General features: G+C 44.6%; 15 protein-coding genes and 1 pseudogene. 3 read left to right on the forward strand and 13 right to left on the reverse strand.

Annotated elements, in window-relative coordinates; all coding sequences use genetic code 11:
• Positions 1–228 precede the first annotated feature (228 nt).
• The 5 genes from AC3WTP_RS11255 to AC3WTP_RS11275 form a co-directional block, all read right to left on the reverse strand.
• Positions 229–624 (reverse strand): hypothetical protein, encoded by a 396-nt coding sequence (locus AC3WTP_RS11255; RefSeq protein ID WP_492394696.1) that lies wholly within the window; start codon positions 622–624, stop codon positions 229–231.
• A gap of 239 nt (positions 625–863) precedes the next feature.
• The gene (locus tag AC3WTP_RS11260; RefSeq protein ID WP_492394697.1) at positions 864–3,122 is read right to left on the reverse strand and encodes an ATP-binding cassette domain-containing protein; all 2,259 of its coding nucleotides are present in this window, start codon (positions 3,120–3,122) and stop codon (positions 864–866) included.
• Positions 3,123–3,320: 198 nt separating this feature from the next.
• On the reverse strand, positions 3,321–4,199 hold the full coding sequence (locus AC3WTP_RS11265; RefSeq protein ID WP_492394698.1) for an ADP-ribosylglycohydrolase family protein: 879 nt from the start codon (positions 4,197–4,199) through the stop codon (positions 3,321–3,323).
• Between the two features lie 165 nt (positions 4,200–4,364).
• Positions 4,365–5,204, reverse strand: coding sequence for a GNAT family N-acetyltransferase (locus tag AC3WTP_RS11270; RefSeq protein WP_492394699.1), 840 nt, complete (start codon positions 5,202–5,204; stop codon positions 4,365–4,367).
• A gap of 276 nt (positions 5,205–5,480) precedes the next feature.
• Positions 5,481–7,574 (reverse strand): CAP and S-layer homology domain-containing protein, encoded by a 2,094-nt coding sequence (locus AC3WTP_RS11275; protein ID WP_492394700.1) that lies wholly within the window; start codon positions 7,572–7,574, stop codon positions 5,481–5,483.
• Positions 7,575–7,773: 199 nt separating this feature from the next.
• Here AC3WTP_RS11275 and AC3WTP_RS11280 point away from each other — a divergent pair, with 199 nt between their 5' ends.
• The 3 genes from AC3WTP_RS11280 to arsB are packed head-to-tail and all read left to right on the forward strand — an operon-like array spanning position 7,774 to position 9,612.
• Complete coding sequence (locus AC3WTP_RS11280; RefSeq protein ID WP_492394701.1) at positions 7,774–8,100, forward strand: ArsR/SmtB family transcription factor; 327 nt, start codon at positions 7,774–7,776, stop codon at positions 8,098–8,100.
• A 24-nt stretch (positions 8,101–8,124) separates the two neighbouring features.
• Positions 8,125–8,550, forward strand: coding sequence for an arsenate reductase (thioredoxin) (gene arsC, locus AC3WTP_RS11285; protein ID WP_492394702.1), 426 nt, complete (start codon positions 8,125–8,127; stop codon positions 8,548–8,550).
• Between the two features lie 21 nt (positions 8,551–8,571).
• On the forward strand, positions 8,572–9,612 hold the full coding sequence (arsB, locus tag AC3WTP_RS11290; RefSeq protein ID WP_492394703.1) for an ACR3 family arsenite efflux transporter: 1,041 nt from the start codon (positions 8,572–8,574) through the stop codon (positions 9,610–9,612).
• A 52-nt stretch (positions 9,613–9,664) separates the two neighbouring features.
• Here arsB and AC3WTP_RS11295 read toward each other — a convergent pair whose 3' ends face one another.
• The 8 genes and pseudogenes from AC3WTP_RS11295 to AC3WTP_RS11330 all read right to left on the reverse strand — a co-directional run.
• Positions 9,665–10,453, reverse strand: coding sequence for an arsenite methyltransferase (locus AC3WTP_RS11295; RefSeq protein ID WP_492394704.1), 789 nt, complete (start codon positions 10,451–10,453; stop codon positions 9,665–9,667).
• Positions 10,454–10,467: 14 nt separating this feature from the next.
• On the reverse strand, positions 10,468–10,791 hold the full coding sequence (locus AC3WTP_RS11300; RefSeq protein WP_492394705.1) for an ArsR/SmtB family transcription factor: 324 nt from the start codon (positions 10,789–10,791) through the stop codon (positions 10,468–10,470).
• A gap of 85 nt (positions 10,792–10,876) precedes the next feature.
• Positions 10,877–11,368: an arsinothricin resistance N-acetyltransferase ArsN1 family A gene (locus AC3WTP_RS11305; RefSeq protein ID WP_492394706.1), complete on the reverse strand. Its 492-nt coding sequence runs from the start codon at positions 11,366–11,368 to the stop codon at positions 10,877–10,879.
• A 36-nt stretch (positions 11,369–11,404) separates the two neighbouring features.
• Positions 11,405–11,944 (reverse strand): GNAT family N-acetyltransferase, encoded by a 540-nt coding sequence (locus tag AC3WTP_RS11310; protein WP_492394707.1) that lies wholly within the window; start codon positions 11,942–11,944, stop codon positions 11,405–11,407.
• Positions 11,945–12,232: 288 nt separating this feature from the next.
• Entirely contained in the window at positions 12,233–12,691 is a 459-nt protein-coding gene (locus AC3WTP_RS11315) for a hypothetical protein (protein ID WP_492394708.1), read from the reverse strand.
• A gap of 54 nt (positions 12,692–12,745) precedes the next feature.
• Entirely contained in the window at positions 12,746–13,198 is a 453-nt protein-coding gene (locus AC3WTP_RS11320) for a helix-turn-helix transcriptional regulator (protein ID WP_492394709.1), read from the reverse strand.
• A gap of 191 nt (positions 13,199–13,389) precedes the next feature.
• Positions 13,390–16,574: pseudogene (locus AC3WTP_RS11325) on the reverse strand (bifunctional cytochrome P450/NADPH--P450 reductase).
• 285 nt (positions 16,575–16,859) lie between these two features.
• Positions 16,860–17,216, reverse strand: a 357-nt coding sequence (locus AC3WTP_RS11330) for a hypothetical protein (protein WP_492394710.1), incomplete at its 5' end; no start/stop codon positions are given.

The following is a 17,216-nucleotide window of genomic DNA, read 5'->3' on the forward strand; positions in this document are numbered from 1 at the left end:
CTCGCGGGATATTAGAATTATAGACACTCTTACATAATGTGGCAAAAGGCTCTGGTCTCAAATCTTGATGATTATGTCGATAAAAATCCGGGAAACTTCGGAACTATGAGCGGAAATGAATACGAAAAAGGAGACAAAACCCGTTAACAAATCCGGGTCGTCTCCGCCTTTTGATTTCCCATTAATAGTTGCTCACAATTGATAACCGAGGTTCCGAGAATATAGCTGTTAATCAGACTGATAAGTGCAGACTAAATCTGCCGATTTCCATTCGTATCGAAGCTCTAATTCGTCTCCGCTGCGGTCTGCGGACATAATGAAAGGCTCCGCTTTGGGCTCGTGCAAAATAACCCAAATATCGTTTCCTTTCTTCTCGTATTCCCCTATCCATGATTTGGTGTGGTTACCTATCGTTTCATGAACGGATAAGGGGTCCCTATTTGAAGTAGGATTTTCAAGAAATTTCATCTCGGAAAAACAAGCCGACGATTGGGAACCGGCTTCAAGCTTCCAGTGCCCCTCTATTTTCAAATCTGTGGCTTCCGTTTTTATTGCATCATTACACCCAACCAGCAAGGAAACGGCAATTAATGCAGCAATCGTTCCAACTACTTTACTTTTCATCAATAACCCTCCGTATCTTGAAGCATTTCCGGGATAAGATATGCTTCATTAGCACAAGAAGTGCACGCTTGTTTTACGGTTGATCTCCTCTACATCTGCTTCTCGATTCGAAGCCGTGCGGCACTGAAAGACTATTCCTGTTTATTAGCGGGCTTGTCTTCATTAGGGACCATAGTTACTAAAGCAAAAGGCTGCCAATTCTGCTGGCAGCCCTGAGTATATGTTAGTTTAATCTTTGATTATTGTATCAAGTATCTTCCTGTGATCGACTGCTCCGCGTGGATGATCTGCTGGGGTGTCCCCTCGAATACCACCTGGCCGCCCTTGCTGCCTCCGTCAGGTCCCATATCGATGATCCAATCCGCTTGGCTGATCACATCGAGGTTGTGCTCGATGACGATCACCGTATTACCGGTATCCACGAGGCGGTTCATGATCCCTAGAAGGTGACCGATATCTGACATATGAAGGCCGGTCGTCGGTTCGTCCATCACGTATATACTGCCTTGCTTATGCAGCTCGCTTGCTAGCTTGAGGCGCTGGCATTCGCCGCCTGAGAGCGTACTGAGTGGCTGACCAAGTGTAATATAGTTCAGCCCCACATCACTCATCGCCTGGAGCTTGCGCACGACCTCTTTTAGCTGGAAAAAGTCCAATGCCTGCTCCACTGTCATCTCTAGTACTTCTGCAATTGACTTGCCATTCAACTTGTACTCGAGTACCTCTTCCTTGAAGCGTCTTCCTTCGCATACTTCGCATGGCAGCTTCACGCTGTCGAGGAATGCAAGGTCCGTATACACAACACCCAGCCCTTGGCAGTTCTCACAAGCCCCCTTGGAGTTGAAGCTGAACAAGCCTTGATTGACCTTGTTCGCTGAAGCAAACGCTTTGCGCACATCATCCATAATACCCGTGTAGGTCGCAGAATTTGAGCGTGTTGACACGCCTACCGCCGACTGGTCGATAACGATCGCATCCGGATGCTGGCTGAGGAATACTTCGTTAATCAGCGTACTCTTGCCCGAGCCGGCGACACCCGTAATGACTGACAGCACTCCGGTTGGTATATCTACACTCACGTTCAGCAGGTTGTGCAGTGTGGCATCCTTGACGGTCAGTTTACCGGATGGCTGCCTGCAATCGTGCTTCAGCTGGAGTGGCCGTTTCATATAGTTACCAGTCAATGTGCCTGAGTCCAGCAAACCATGGTAGCTTCCTTCATATACGATGGTCCCTCCGCGGCTGCCGGCGTATGGCCCGACATCGACAACATGATCCGCCACCTTGATCACATCGGGATCATGCTCGACGACAATCACCGTATTGCCCTTGTCGCGCAGCTTCTGCAGCAATTCATTTAACCGGTGTACGTCACGGGGATGCAAGCCAACGCTGGGCTCATCGAAGATATAAGTGACATCCACCAGACTGCCGCTCAGGTGCTTCACCATCTTGACGCGCTGCGACTCGCCGCCGGACAATGTGTCCGTCTCACGATCCAGCGTCAAGTAGTCAAGTCCGATATCCACCAGATGCTGCAAACGCTCCGTCAGCGACTTAACGACCGGCGCGGCGGCAGGATCGTCAATCTCTTGAATGACGCGAATAAGCTGGCTGACCTCCATGGAGGACAGTTCCGCAATGTTGAGTCCATTGACTTTGCAGCTGAGTGTGGCTTGACTCAGTCTCGCACCCTGGCAACTTGGGCACGTGCACTCGGTGATGTATGGTGCAACCGATTTTTGTGTGCGCTCGGACTTCGTCTTCACATCCTGCTTAATGTATTTGTTAGTGAACTTCTCCATGGCGCCTTCCACTGTAATATTCGTTGCCTTACCGGCGAAATCCATCTTCACTTTCCTTGCCTTGCCGTACAGCAGCTGCTCAAGGTCCTCATCCGAATAATCGCTTAACTTCTTGTCAAGATCGTAGGACCCAGACTGCACGAGCATGTTCCATTCCCAGTCGTTCACCGAATAACCTGGCAGCATAATGGCCCCTTCATTCAACGACTTTGACATGTCCACCGCCTTGCTCATGTCAACGCCTAATTTGCGGCCAATTCCGTTACATTCAGGACACATCCCTTGCGGATCGTTGAACGAGAACATATTCACTCCTCCAACATGAGGCTGACCCACTCGTGAGAAGAGAAGGCGGAGAATGGGAGAAATATCGGTGATCGTGCCCATGGTGGAATGGGATCCACCACCCAGCCTCTTTTGATCCACAATTACGGCCATGCTCAGGTTCTCGATCGCGTCCGCATCTGGCTGCGGATAGTGCGGCAGGAAAGTACGTACGAACATGCTGAAGTTCTCATTCAGCAAACGCGTTGATTCTGCAGCGATCGTATCGAAGACGATCGATGACTTGCCGGATCCGGATACCCCGGTGAAGATCGTAATCTTCCGCTTGGGAATACGCAAGGATACATTCTTGAGATTGTTTTCCCTTGCAGCCGAGATTACGATATATTCTTGATTAGACTCGCTCATAACTAACATCCTTCCGAAAGTGTCAATTTCAACTTATATTCACATTGCACCATTCATCGTGCTTAGACAGTCGGCAGCCCGAACTTGTACCTGTTATTGTTTTAACCAGAGAGGTGATGCAAAAGCTATTCTCGAATATTAAGGGTATGTCCATAAATTTAAATTTGATAATCTAAACTCTACTATGGTGCCACTTCCTCATGAAGTTTTCAATGCATACAGCTGCGAAACCATTCGGTCGAGTCTCTCTTTGATTAGGATCGCCTCCGCATATCGGGCTGGAATGCCCTCATAGCCGTAGTAGATACCTGCCAACCCGCCGGAGATAGCGCCGATCGTATCGGAATCTCCTCCTAAGTTTGCCGCCTGCTGCACGACTCCTTCAAAATCTGAAGAATGGAGCAATATATGTAGTACCCACCGAAAGGTATGCACCACAAAACCGCTCGGCGCACAATCCGGCTGCGCTTCAATGTTGCCTTCGTATTCACTTCCCGCCACCTCGGCCATGATGGCTGCTTTTAAGTTTTCGCCCTGTAGAAGGCGATGAGCTATTCGGTTGTATATGACGCAGACTTCGGCGCACCTTGGATCATAATGCGTCATCCGTGACTGTATGACCGTCACTCGGTCAATGTCCGCCGGGTCCTTGTACGCCAGTGCCGCTGGCAGGCATCGCATGAGGGATCCATTCCCGGCGCTTTGCCCCATATCCATGTGTGCAAGAAGGGCCGTTTCGAACCAGTCTCCCTCGTATTTTTTAAAAACATGACGGATGATGTTCCCTATGTCTTTGGGTCGCGATTGGTACCATTCCATAAAAAAACGCCCGATCGCCTCCATCGGCTCCGCAGGATTTTCGAGTATCCCTTCCGCAACACAAAGCGTCATCATCGTATCGTCGGTCACTTCTCCCGGTTCCAGGTTCCACACCCCGCCACCGATGATTTCTGTCAAGTAGCCGTACTTCGCTTCAATCTCCCGCATGCTCATAAACTCTGTTGTACCGCCAAGAGCGTCGCCTACAGCAACTCCGTACATTCCGCCCTTGATACGGTCGATTAATTTGATTTCCATGCCAACACCTCATATTCTGTTCAATTGAGAAGAGAAACCTAGTAGGTTCATATAAATTATGATTATAACTAAACGGGCCGTTGTTTGCTAACTTCTAACATCACCTACCCGTTACCTTAGCACAAAGGCTGCCAGATCGATCTGCAGGCAGCCTTTGCTTGTCGTTTATTGAGCTATAAAGGTATGTTCAGAAAAACAAGACAATTCCTCGAAGCCATTTTTCTTGTAAAATCTGATGGCTCCGGAATTTGATTTTGCAACTCGCAGGCAGACTTTCTTTATTTCTTTCTGTTTAATCAAATGTCTTATACAGAGAGCTAATACTGCATTTCCATACCCTCGGTTTTGAAACTCTGGTGAAATAACAAGATCACGGATATAGTTCCCAGCAATAATATAGGCCCCTACCAATCTGTTCTCGATCCAGAAGGAGCGACACTCATCCTCTAGAGTTCTACTATGTAGCATCGATCGGAAAGTCTCGGAATCCTTCGAATGCCAATCGGTTTGCCAACCATTTTCCTTATTTAGTTGGTAATAGCCTTGTTCGAATAATGTAATGAAATCCCCTAGCATCCAATCCTCAAAGTTCTTCTCGATGAATTCAGTCTTTGGGGCGACTGGAATATCCTCTTTAGCGTAAAATAGATGGTACCCCTCTATGTCCAGTTTAAAGCCCATTTTTCTAACAAACTCTATTACATTTGTATTTCTCCCATAAATATTAAAACATAGCTCTTTATCTCCACTCACAATATAAGGCTGGATCTTTTGATAGATTAACCCCATTAAAGTTTTATCATCTAAATCATTAGTAAATGAAACATAAGCAATATTACACTCATTGTTGCTAGCCACGCAAAATACACCGTTATTTTCCGCAGATTCTTCGAAGTGATATATGATCAGCTCGTTATTGTTCATCGCGATTTCCACAAAGTCTCTTGCACCAGGAGAGATTCTCTCAACCAGCTTTAGGATCTCTTCTCTCTTTTCGATTTGCATGCGGAAGATGCCTCCCTCAAATTAATATTTCGGTCATCTGCCCTAGAATCCAATGAGTATATTTTACTAAATGTTACCTCCATACGCCAAGCCCATAACTGATCTAGCAAGATGAATTGGAATGAATCGGCAAAATGTTGTACGTTATACAACATTGTTTATCATAACGCCAACGCAGTATGTCCTAATTCCTTTTCGTTAATAAAAACGCAAAAAATCCTTCCCCGGATATACGTACCGGGAAAGGAATGCAGCTTAGATAATTTTTTTAGAATATTATGTTTTTGAATAAGTCTCCGAATTTATCGTTCCCCGAGTTACATTGATGTTATAGTAGGTGTTTATTTTCATAACCTTCAGGAAAAGGACCAGAGCATCTTCATCATAAGAAGTTGGCGCCTTGAATGTGAAGTTTCCTTGCTCGTCCGCCGTGACCTCGAACTCATGAAGCGCTTCTACCTTTCCGGTTTCAGGATTCTTTTTTTGCACCAGCAAGGTATGGGTTTCCCCGGCAATGTTCTGAAATTTCCCATCCACTATCAAGATCCCTTCAGATGTATACTCTGCGGTAATCGATCGGTCTTCCAGCTTGTCAGGCTTTTTATAATATTCATTAATAGGCATCTTAGGCAGCGCCTCATCCGGCGTTATGGACTGAGGTCGACCTTTTATCTCCTTGAGCTTGGGCTGGAGATAGTGCAGCATCGCGGCTGCGTCCGCGCGGGTCATCTTTTTATACGCTTCAAAGCCCTGAATAGATCTCGAAGTAACTCCACGGACATAGTCCATGGCGAGCACGTACTGCACCGTTTCGGTGAAATTTTTTCCGTCTGCCGCGGTGATGATATCCGCTGCCTTCTCACGTGTCATGGCTTGGCTCCGGTTTTTTACATCGCTGACCCCAGCTAGAGGGATATTTCGGCTCTTGGCGATCTGGTAGGCTCCTTCGGCCCAGTGCGTGGCTTTAGCAGGCTTGTAGGCGTCATAATGGATGTTTAGCATTTTCAGGAACATGATCCAAAACTCCGCCTCGCTAACCGTCTTGTCAGGCTTGAAGGTCCCGTCGGCATAACCGGACATTACTCCGGTATTCAGCGCCCATTCGATCGATGTCTGTTGTTCATGTCCCTTAATATCAACAAACGCTGCTGAATTGGAAGCAGGGTATTTTTTGGTCTTAAGCTTGTCCAGAACAGTGACCTTGATATCGGTGTTATACCCACTGCTTGTACGTACTGTAACGGTATAGCTACCCGCTTTATTTCCGGTTACCACCCCACCGGATGTGATGGTCAGGCCAGCATCTTTGCTGCTTGAAAATACAAGACCGGGCGGGTTGACTTGAGTCGTCCTGTCATCGTAACGGCCATGAATGACGAGCTGTTCAGGGCTTCCGGTGTTGATCACAAGCTCCGGATAAAGCGCATAGGTCGATTGCAGCTCGCGTCCCTTCCCGGTTGTAAACGACCAGGTTCGGTTCAGCTTTTTACCGGAGCCAGTAAGTACAGCTTCCACAGAAACGGTATAGGTGTGATAGCCCTGCAATATTTCTTTTGGATAGAGAAAAATCGTTCTGCTGTGGCTTAGCTCATGGTAGTAGGGAACAACATTCCCCTTTTCATCCGTAATAACAGCCTGGTACGAAGCAACATTCTCATCCGCCGTGGCAGAGATTATCACACCCGAGTAATCGATCCCAAACTGCTGCAGAGGATTCGGAATTTCATGCCCATAAAATCCAACCCCTGAGCCAGTCATTCCATCATAAGGATAGACCGAAAGGCCGGTTGCGGTCGGAGAGATGTTTAGAAACTCGCCTACCACATTAACAACAGCAGTGCCGTCAACCAAGCCGATGCCGATTACCTGGTACTGGGGATCCATAATAATTCTGCGATGGTAAGCGGTGTTCAGCCATTCCTTCATGGCATCCGTGCTGGTCTTCTTTTGAAAGCCCATCACCTCGCCTGCTGCACCACCATACCGGGTCTTATAACTATATCCGGCGGCTTTAATACGGTCTGACACGCTGCTGCCTGTAAAGCCTGGCTTTCCTGGCTCCTCCGTATGTGCCTTGAGTGAAACCTTTTCCTCTCTATTCTGATTATAATATGTAGCGTGGGCTACAGCCGCTTGCGTAACATGAGGATCCAACGTTAAAGGCTGGAGTCCAGACTTGAATCGGACTTCATTAAGAAACTGCAGCGCATCCAATTGGTCCTTGGTATACGATGATAAACTTGAATCAGCATAGGCAACGAATGAGTTTGCTGTCAGAACGCCTGATGCACCGCTAAACAGAATGCAGAGAATTAACGTTTTGACCAGCCACCTTGACCAGGTATCTCTCCCGTTTAATCTTGAAACCATCGAACAATCATCTCCTCTAATTTTGAACAGTCCAGATACTCCCATTTCGTATAGATATTTTATCGGTTTTCTTTCTTTTGAAATTAAGGAACTAAAAGATCTTACCGTCTCATACTTCGACCTGAATTAGATTTGGGCTTGAAACAAACATAAGCGAATGCTAATATAAGTTGACAATAATATAAGTGGCGGTGAATATATGTCAGACTCTATCCTTCATCTCTCTTCCAAATTAAAAGTAATTGGAGATCCTACCCGTTTGACCATAGTCGCATTTTTAAGCGTACAGGAACTGTGTGTATGCGATTTGGTAGCACTGCTGGGATTGTCACAGCCTGCTATTAGCCAGCATTTAAAGAAACTTAAGCAGGCCAATATCATCACAGAGCGTAAAGAGGGCACTTGGGTACATGTACGCCTCAATAGCGACTTGGAGCCCTATTTAACAGGGATCGTTCAAGCTCTTCCCTCTCAAAGCCAAGTTGTAGAAGCCTATCAAAAAAACAAGTGCACCACGTGTTCATAAATTCATATAAAGGTGGTCATCAAGATGAATCCAAACAAAAAGATTATTTACTTTCTCTGCACAGGCAACTCTTGCCGAAGCCAAATGGCAGATGGCTTTGCCAAACTATACTTAAGCAATGAATGGGATGTTTACTCTGCTGGCATTGAAGCTCACGGAGTTAATCCGAAAGCGATCGAAGCGATGAAAGAGATTGGCATCGATATTTCGAATCATACTTCAGATGTGATCGATTCTCAGCTATTGCAACGAGCAGACCTCGTTATAACACTCTGCGGACACGCAAATGACGTTTGTCCAGCAACGCCACATAATAAAGAACGCGTCCATTGGGGGTTTGACGATCCAGCTAAGGCTGAAGGAACGGAAGAAGAAAAATGGGCATTTTTCCAACGCGTTCGTGATGAAATTGGGGCAAGAATTAAGCTGTTTGCCGATACAGGCAAGTAAACATTGAGGAGATGAATACAGGTGGATAAAGTTACGAAGCGTCTCTCCTTCCTCGATCGATATTTAACCATTTGGATATTTGCCGCTATGCTGCTCGGGATCGGCATCGGCTACGTATCGCCGCAATTTACGGAAGGATTGAATAAGTTCCAAATTGGTACGACTTCCATACCCATTGCGGCTGGACTGATCATCATGATGTATCCGCCACTTGCTAAGGTGCGGTATGAAGAGATGTGGCGAGTGTTCAAAGATTGGAAGGTACTTCTGCTCTCCCTGGTGCAAAACTGGGTGATCGGTCCTGTACTAATGTTTATCCTCGCGATTGTTTTCTTGAGCGATTACCCCGACTATATGGTCGGACTTATCATGATTGGACTTGCACGTTGTATCGCAATGGTCATCGTATGGAACGATCTTGCGAAAGGAGACAGCGAATACACTGCGGGTCTTGTTGCTTTCAACTCCATTTTTCAGATCCTGTTCTACTCGGTATTCACTTATGTGTTTGTTACTGTTCTTCCAAAATGGTTTGGCTTAGAAGGCATGGTCGTAGATATTTCCATGGGACAGATTGCCGAAAGCGTATTGATTTATCTGGGTATACCTTTTTTAGCTGGATTCCTAACCCGATTTTTATTGGTCAAGCGCAAGGGCCGCGATTGGTACGAGAAGACGTTTATTCCGAAAATCAGTCCTCTAACCTTAATCGCCTTATTGTTCACCATTGTCATCATGTTCTCGATTAAAGGCGATAAGATTTTGGAGCTGCCAATGGATGTCGTCCGTATCGCCATTCCATTATTGATTTACTTTGTGGTCATGTTCTTTGCTTCATTCTTTTTGTCAAAACGTGCTGGAGCCAGTTACGAGGTCAGCACATCATTAGCGTTTACCGCAGGAAGCAACAACTTTGAATTGGCTATTGCGGTTGCTGTTGGCGTCTTCGGCATCCACTCAGGTGCTGCATTTGCTGCTGTCATCGGACCGCTCGTAGAAGTCCCCGTTATGATTGGCTTAGTGAATGTTGCACTGTGGATGAAACGTAAATATTTCGCTTAATCAAAGTAAACAAAAGGAGCCTTTTCAGGCCCCTTTTGTTGTGTATTCAACCTTACTTTTTCGCTTGAATGATTGCGGAAACGATAAATTGATCAATATCTGCTCCAGGAAGCCACTCTCTAATATAGAGCTTGGATTCATCTTTTGCCGTGATGCTTATATCATTGAAGCCTGCTTTCTGTAGCAAGCTTTCAAGTTCCTCTATCGAAGACGCTCCTGAAATGCATCCGGAATATGTAGCATCGATGTCTGCACGAATCTCAGGTGGCATCTCCGCTGTCATGACCACGTCAGAAATCGCAAGTCGACCGCCTGACTTCAAGACACGATATGCTTCTTGAAATACCTGCTGTTTATCCGGAGATAAGTTAATAACACAGTTTGACATAATCACATCAACGGTATCATTCGCCACAGGCAAATGCTCGATTTCTCCGAGACGGAAGTCGGTATTGGTAAATTGCCCTTTAGATGAATTCTGACGAGCTTTAGTGACCATTTCAGGCGTCATATCAACCCCGATTATGAGACCTTCTGGTCCGACTTGGCGTGACGCTAAAAAGCAGTCAAAGCCTGCACCGCTGCCTAAGTCGAGAACAACTTCTCCAGGCTTAAGTGCTGCGATAGCTTGCGGATTACCACACCCGAGTCCTAAGTTCGCTCCTTGCGGCACAGAAGCTAGTTCCTCAGTAGAATAGCCCATTTTGGCTGACATCTCATCAAAGTCCACGGGTTCACTTGAGCCACAACAGCTTGATTTAATCGCAATCTCTTTGATAGCTACTTGCTTATAGCGACCACGTACATTGTTGCGGATTGTATCTTTCTGAATGTTCTCCATGTCTTAATCTCTCCTTACTTATCTTCTACAGTCACATTGCAACATGTTGTTTCTTGCTTTAATGAAGGAAGATGCTCTAATACTGCTTGCATATATGGTTTGTCTTCCAAGGTAAGAGCATAGTAAATCCATTGACCTCTTCTAGTTTCGCTTACCATACCTGCTGCCTTTAACTTTCTTAGATGCTGACTTACATTAGGCTGTGTCGTTTGCAGATAATCCACGATTTCACAAACGCATAATTCAGACTGTCCTTTCAACAAAGAGATGATACTCAATCTCGTTTTATCCCCAAGCAGCTTAAATACATCAGACATTTCATATATTCGTGTTGTCATGTAAATATCAATCCTCTCTATCCTAACGAATATAAGTATATAATTAATCAATTATATATTCAAGAATAAAATCCTCTTTCGAGGATCACAACAATTTCTCCATGATCATGACATCTATAGGCTTTCCGTCTAATATGCCTTGTTTTTCGAAAATGCCGACTTCGCGATAATCTGACTTTCGATACAGACCTTGTCCCAATTGGTTAAAAGCGAAGGTAAATAGAACGATCTTATAAAACTCATTGCGACGAGCTACCACTTCAAGCTGTTGCAGTAATTGTTGACCGATTCCTTTGCCACGAACATCTCGAGCAATATATATTGAGAGATCCGCAACACCCTTGTATGCACAACGGTGGGAATAACGATTAAGGGAAGCCCAACCACATACAACACCATCTACTTCAGCTACTAAAACAGCAAATCGTTCTCCGTGGTCGGCGAACCAATTCATCATATATGAAGCATCTTTTAGATCTTCTTCAAGTGTTGCTATACGATCCTCAATCCCCTGGTTGTAAATGTTCAAAATGGCCACTAGATCGTTCTTAGTAGCATTTCTTATAGATACTTCCATCGTTACTCCCCCATTTATTTAAGGCTATTAAATTGCTTATACTCTAGTGTTAATAATTCCATAATGAATAAGGTCTTCAAATTTATTTTCTTTATATATATGCTGTAAGAGAACACCTTCTTGCACCATGCCAGATTTTTGCATAACCCGACCAGATCCGGGATTGGAAGCAAAGTGCCTTGCATATACCCTGTGGTATTGCTTTTCTGAAAATGCAATCTCAATGACTGCTTTTACTGCTTCAGTTGCATATCCTTTACCCCAGTATTCCTCACCTATCCAATATCCAAGTTCACCATTTCTATGTGATTGATTATTTGTCAGTCCTATAGCTCCATAAAGCTCATTTGTACTCTTATCCGTAATGGCAAACGATCTATTATTGTTAAGATTATCTTCATGTGTTTGAATCCATGATATTGCACAATCAATGGGATATGGATACGGCAGCGTCAATGTACTTTTGTAGATATTATAATTATTGCAGAGCTCACAGACACGTTGTGCATCAGATAATTCAAATGGTCTTAAGATCAATCTTTCGGTAGTGATAGTTCTTTTATCTTGATTGTACATTGTTTTACCCCCCGTTGAATGTTCTTGATATAGCGTGTCACATATTATAAATGGCTAATAATGGACTTGTCAAAGTCATTTGTTGTGATCGCCTTTTCATAGGTCAACATACGTACGGATTGGTTCATTTTCTAGAAAAGATGTCTTTAATTGAACCTATAAATGCAGGATGATCAAGAATACGACATTGATAATACCCGCTCCTTTTTTACTAAAATAGTAAAGAGAGCTGTTCAATTGAACAACTCTCTTACTCATTTAGATGGATTATCTTTTTTTCGTGTAGCATCAACTAGCATTATCTAATGAATTTTGTTCTCTTAAGTCTTCGAAATTCTTCTTATCTACATTATAAGTATCTTCCTTTATGAGACCAGCTTTATATTGAGCATCTAAAAACCGCAGCTCTTCGCTCCATATTTTATCAGTTAAATGAAGATAATGTTCACGTTGCTCTGCTGTTAAGTCATCCAGACTTATCGGTTCTTTATTTGGATCTTTTGTATTATCAACAAGAATTCCATAATCGAGTTCTAAATTCTCTAATTGTTTATGCAGCTCATCTAATTGGTTTCTTTGTTTTTTCAGCGAATCCACTTCCGAGCTTGTAATACTAGGATTAATTGTTTTGCTATACGCTAGCTCCTCTTTGGAGAGTTCAGTGTTTGTACTTGGATTTGCAAATGTATAAGTAGATACTCCGATTGCCATAACGACAGCTAGTGTTGTGATAATTACTTTTTTCATATAAATTCGTTCCTTCCATTGTTAGATATGAAATAACGTTCGTTCAATCAACTGCTATGATTGTGTCATTTCCGTAAATCTTCTTTCAATCACATCCAATTCAAATGAACTACATACTCTACAGTTCTCTTTATCTAGAATTCTATAATGTTGTGATAGTACATTTTGTTGAATTTTAAAACCGTCTAACTCTCTCAGTTCGCGCCACCATACTTTCCCCCCAAGAGTCCTTGGGAAGCTATTAGTGTAATGTTTAAAAGCGATTGTCTTAATAATTTCGTTAACATCATCCCCGAACGTCATCTGGATGATCTCACTGTGTTCAAACACCGTTGCGACACAAACAGCACCTGCCCATGTAAGGGTGCTCCTGCCTTTTTCGATTTCTACTAGTGTTTTCTTTGATAAACCGATCATTTCAGACATTTTGTCCTGCGATAAATCATTCTCAATACGGATGAGCTTTAATTTAGCATTTACCAGTTTGATAAATTCTGTCTTATCCATACAATCTCCCTTCTCAACACAGTGTAATATTACACTATAATGGAGTTATCGTCAATATTGGTGTATTATTTCTTTGTTATATCTTTCAGATTTAGTCCATAACGGAAATGGAGCTGTCAAACGAGGGATAGCTCCTTTCAATTTCTTGTATCACACTATGCTGCTTAATTTACATCGTCGTATCGTTATATTTAGATCCCCGCCCAGACATCCTTAGCCAATCGACCTTCGTCTTGAAGTCGCTCTAACCAAGCTGCCGATTCCTGCTCGTTTACATCATGAACATTTTCATAGGCCCGCTTCAGCGTTGCTTCCACATCTGGCGCCATTCTGCTGCCATCACCACAAATATAGAGGTGTCCGCCTTGATCGAGCATCTCAATTAACTGCTTTGCGTCCCGCTCCATCAGATGCTGCACATACGTCTTCGGCTCGCCTTCTTTTCGAGATATTGCAGTATGAAGCGTTACTACCCCGTCACGGACATATTGCGCTAATTCGTCACGGTAAATATAATCGAGCTCGTTGCGACAGCCGAAGTACAAATGTGCAGGACCAAGCTGCTGACCTTCCGCCTGCATGGCGCGCCGCGCCTGAAGGAAGCCGCGGAACGGTGCTACACCTGTGCCTGGTCCCACCATGATGATCGGTGTTGCCGCACTCTCCGGCAGTTGGAAGTTTGATTCTGGGGTGCGTATAAAGATGTCAATGGAATCACCTTGCTGACATTCAGCTAGGTAGTTCGAAGCTACGCCTCGATATTCGCCCGTTCCGCTCCATGCAGGACCGCGGACAACACCTACGGTTATGCTTGCCTGCTCAGATCGAACACGAGGAGAGCTGGATATTGAATAGTATCTTGCCTTCAGCGGCGGGAGCAGCTCGAGAAATCGTTCAAACGGCATTTCACATGCCTCATACCGCTCTAATAGGTCCAGCATCGTCACCCGCTTCTTCTGCACATCAGCCTTATAAGTATCTTCCTCCAACAAGGCCTCAAGCTCACGCTTATGCGGAGGACATACTGTGTAAGATGCAAGCTCGCGCAGCTGGGCGCGACTAGCGGATTCCTGAAGCTCTACACTATGAGTGAGCAGTTCAAATAAGCTGACAGGTCTCCCCAATGGAAGATGTGCCGCACTTCTTCCCGCTGCACTTAGAATCAGATGGTCGTTGCCATTGAGTCGGAAACGACGCAGTACTCTTTCAACCATGCCTTTCCGATTATGAGGCAGAACTCCGATATGATCCCCCTCACTGTAGCTAACTCCATCTGGAAGGACAATCTCAATGTGACGAGTGCTGCGCTCACTATCTGGGCTTTGAAGCTCACGATTGTCAACAATCTTTGCATTGAATGCTTCGTAGTATTCTACCAATGGAGTACCAGCAATGCTGGTGACGAATTGTACCGTAAGGTTGTTCGTTTCCTTTACAACTTCCTCATTCACTTGCAACCCGGTGCTGCCATGACATCCGCTCTTAGCTGCTTCTGCCATTGTTCAAGTTGCAGTTCAAAGTCACCGCTCGCATCTCCTTCACCGAACGAAGTAAGACGAATCGCGCCCTTGGCTGCAAGCTGCTCGTCGATAAAGCGCGGTATTGCTTGATAAGTGCTAGCCCAATTATGATCCCCGCACCCGAAGACGGCATAGCGTACCCCTTCGCACTCTGAACCATCTGCTTGCTGAAGCCATTCCACGAATTCGTATGCATTGCTTGGAGGTTTGCCGTTGTAAGAGGCAGTTACAATAAGCACAATGCCTTCCTTCGGAAGCTTTGCTGTCCAAGCATTAAGCGGTGCAATCTCTGTCCGAAAGCCCTGATAGCGAGCCACATCCGCTATGGATCTCGCGATTCCTTCAGCTGTGCCAAGGTTGGATCCATACAAGACGAGCAACGGCGTATCATGTGCCTCTACCCGATTGGGTGATACAGCGGTCTCTTTATCCTTAGATGAGGGTGCTGCAGATGCAGCACTTGGAACAGCTCCAACTAACACCCCTTGATCGCCTCGAGGACGAACGCGAATCGTGAAGTCATCCGGCTTCAGCGTTAACGCTTCATTTACTTTTAGCTGATAGTTCGTATAGTCGATAATCTCAAAATGCTTTAATATCATCCCCAGTACAAGCACCGCTTCTTGCATCGCAAATTGTTGACCTATGCAGGCTCGTTGCCCATTTCCAAACGGTTTATACGCATGATGCGGTATTTGACTTCTATCTTCAAATCGTTCAGGGCGAAACTCATCAACGTCATCCCCCCATACCTCGCGATCCCTATGAAGAATAGGAGTCAATACATTGACACTGTCCCCTTTCATCATGGGATATCGTCCTCCCAGCATCGTGTCCTTCTTCGCATAGAGCGCAAACGCAGGAGCTGTTGGCCATAAGCGCAACGATTCTTCGAGTATCATACGAATGTAGGCAAGCTCACGTACCTGCGTGTATGATGGTATCGGATCAACTAGGATACGATCTACTTCCTCATACGCCTTACTCAACTTGTCAGGGTGTTTCAGCAGATAATAAAATGCGAACGATAACAATCCACTTGTCGTTTCATGCCCTGCGATGAGAAAGGTGATAATCTGGTAACGAATATTTTCATCGTCCAACCCTTCGCCTGTGTTCGGATCCTTGCTATTCAGCATATGTGCCAACAAGTCATTGACGCCGGATTGCCCTTCCTCTTTCCGTTCTGCAATTATTTTGTCGACAAGCGAGTACATCATCTGAATATCATGTTGAAATTGTCGCTTCGTGATGACCATCAGCTTATCTTGGATGCCAAGCCGCTGCAATTGACTCATGGCTTCATCTAATGCGCGCGTCATACTAGTGATAAACGGATGAGGTTGTTCCCGATAGAAGCTGTTAAATCGATAGTTGAAGCCGCAAAGGCCAATTGTATCCAAGGTTAGACGCGTCATATCCTCAGGCACGTTGATACTTTCATCTGGATTTAATCGCTGCCATTTCTGAATGAGCTGAACGGCAATGTCGACCATCTTATCATGATAGCCGCGCATCGCCATCTGACTGAAGCTCGGCAGCAAAATATTATGCGCCTTCTGCCAGTTCGATTCGGTTGTCGCACTCGTGAACAAACCGTCTCCGGTAAAAGTTCTTACTTTTTGCAGCGGTGCCCATACCCTTTTATCAAAGCGTGTTTCATCACAGGCATCTTCAACGAGCTCATGACCTGAAATATACACTTCACTTCTTCCCCCTGGCAAATCCAAACGGAATATAGAACCGTATTCCTCAGCTAAACGCATTAAGGACTGTACAGGTGTTTCGAGGTTGAGCTGAGGCAAATTGCCCAATGGACCGAACGACTTCGGCTGCGGGATATGTGGTTGTGACATGCGTTCCAATCCTTCCTGTTCAAATAGTTAGTTCGATGTTTAAGACAATTTTTCTATTTATGTTACTATTTGAGCAGAGACCATAAAATATCCAATGTTTCATCAATTTCAGACAGATGTGTTCATTTTTATAAAATGGAAACAAAGAGCTTATTTCATTAAACTGCTCGATAAATAAGAAAAGGTAGCCGATCACAAAATGCCGGCTACCTTCAAATATTTTTATTAAGCTATTGTTCCTACTAGGTTAAGAATGAACTGAATAATTAAAGGCATCCAAAGATACTATTGAACCTGATTAGCTAAGTCTATTAGGTCGGACTCATCTAATTTATACTCACCTAACTGATCAAGATTTCCGTTGATATAATAAACAAATCGAGCCAAAAATCCATTTTCACTTTCCCACCAAATTGATTGGCTGGTCTCGTCCTCTTCGTAATATACTTGTTCCCCATTTTCAAGTTCAAAAGGTTTTTTGCCTTGCTCAGATATTTTCTCTGGTTCATCAATAACCTTGCTCAAGATATATCTTATTTCTTGCGTGGTCTGCTTGTTTTTATAAGACGGATTGTAATATGAAGTGCGACAGCTAAAAAAATAAGCCCATGAATGGATTCGTGTAAAATGGAAGTTACCACA

This window comes from Paenibacillus sp. EB106-04-04-XG159 (assembly GCF_058791835.1).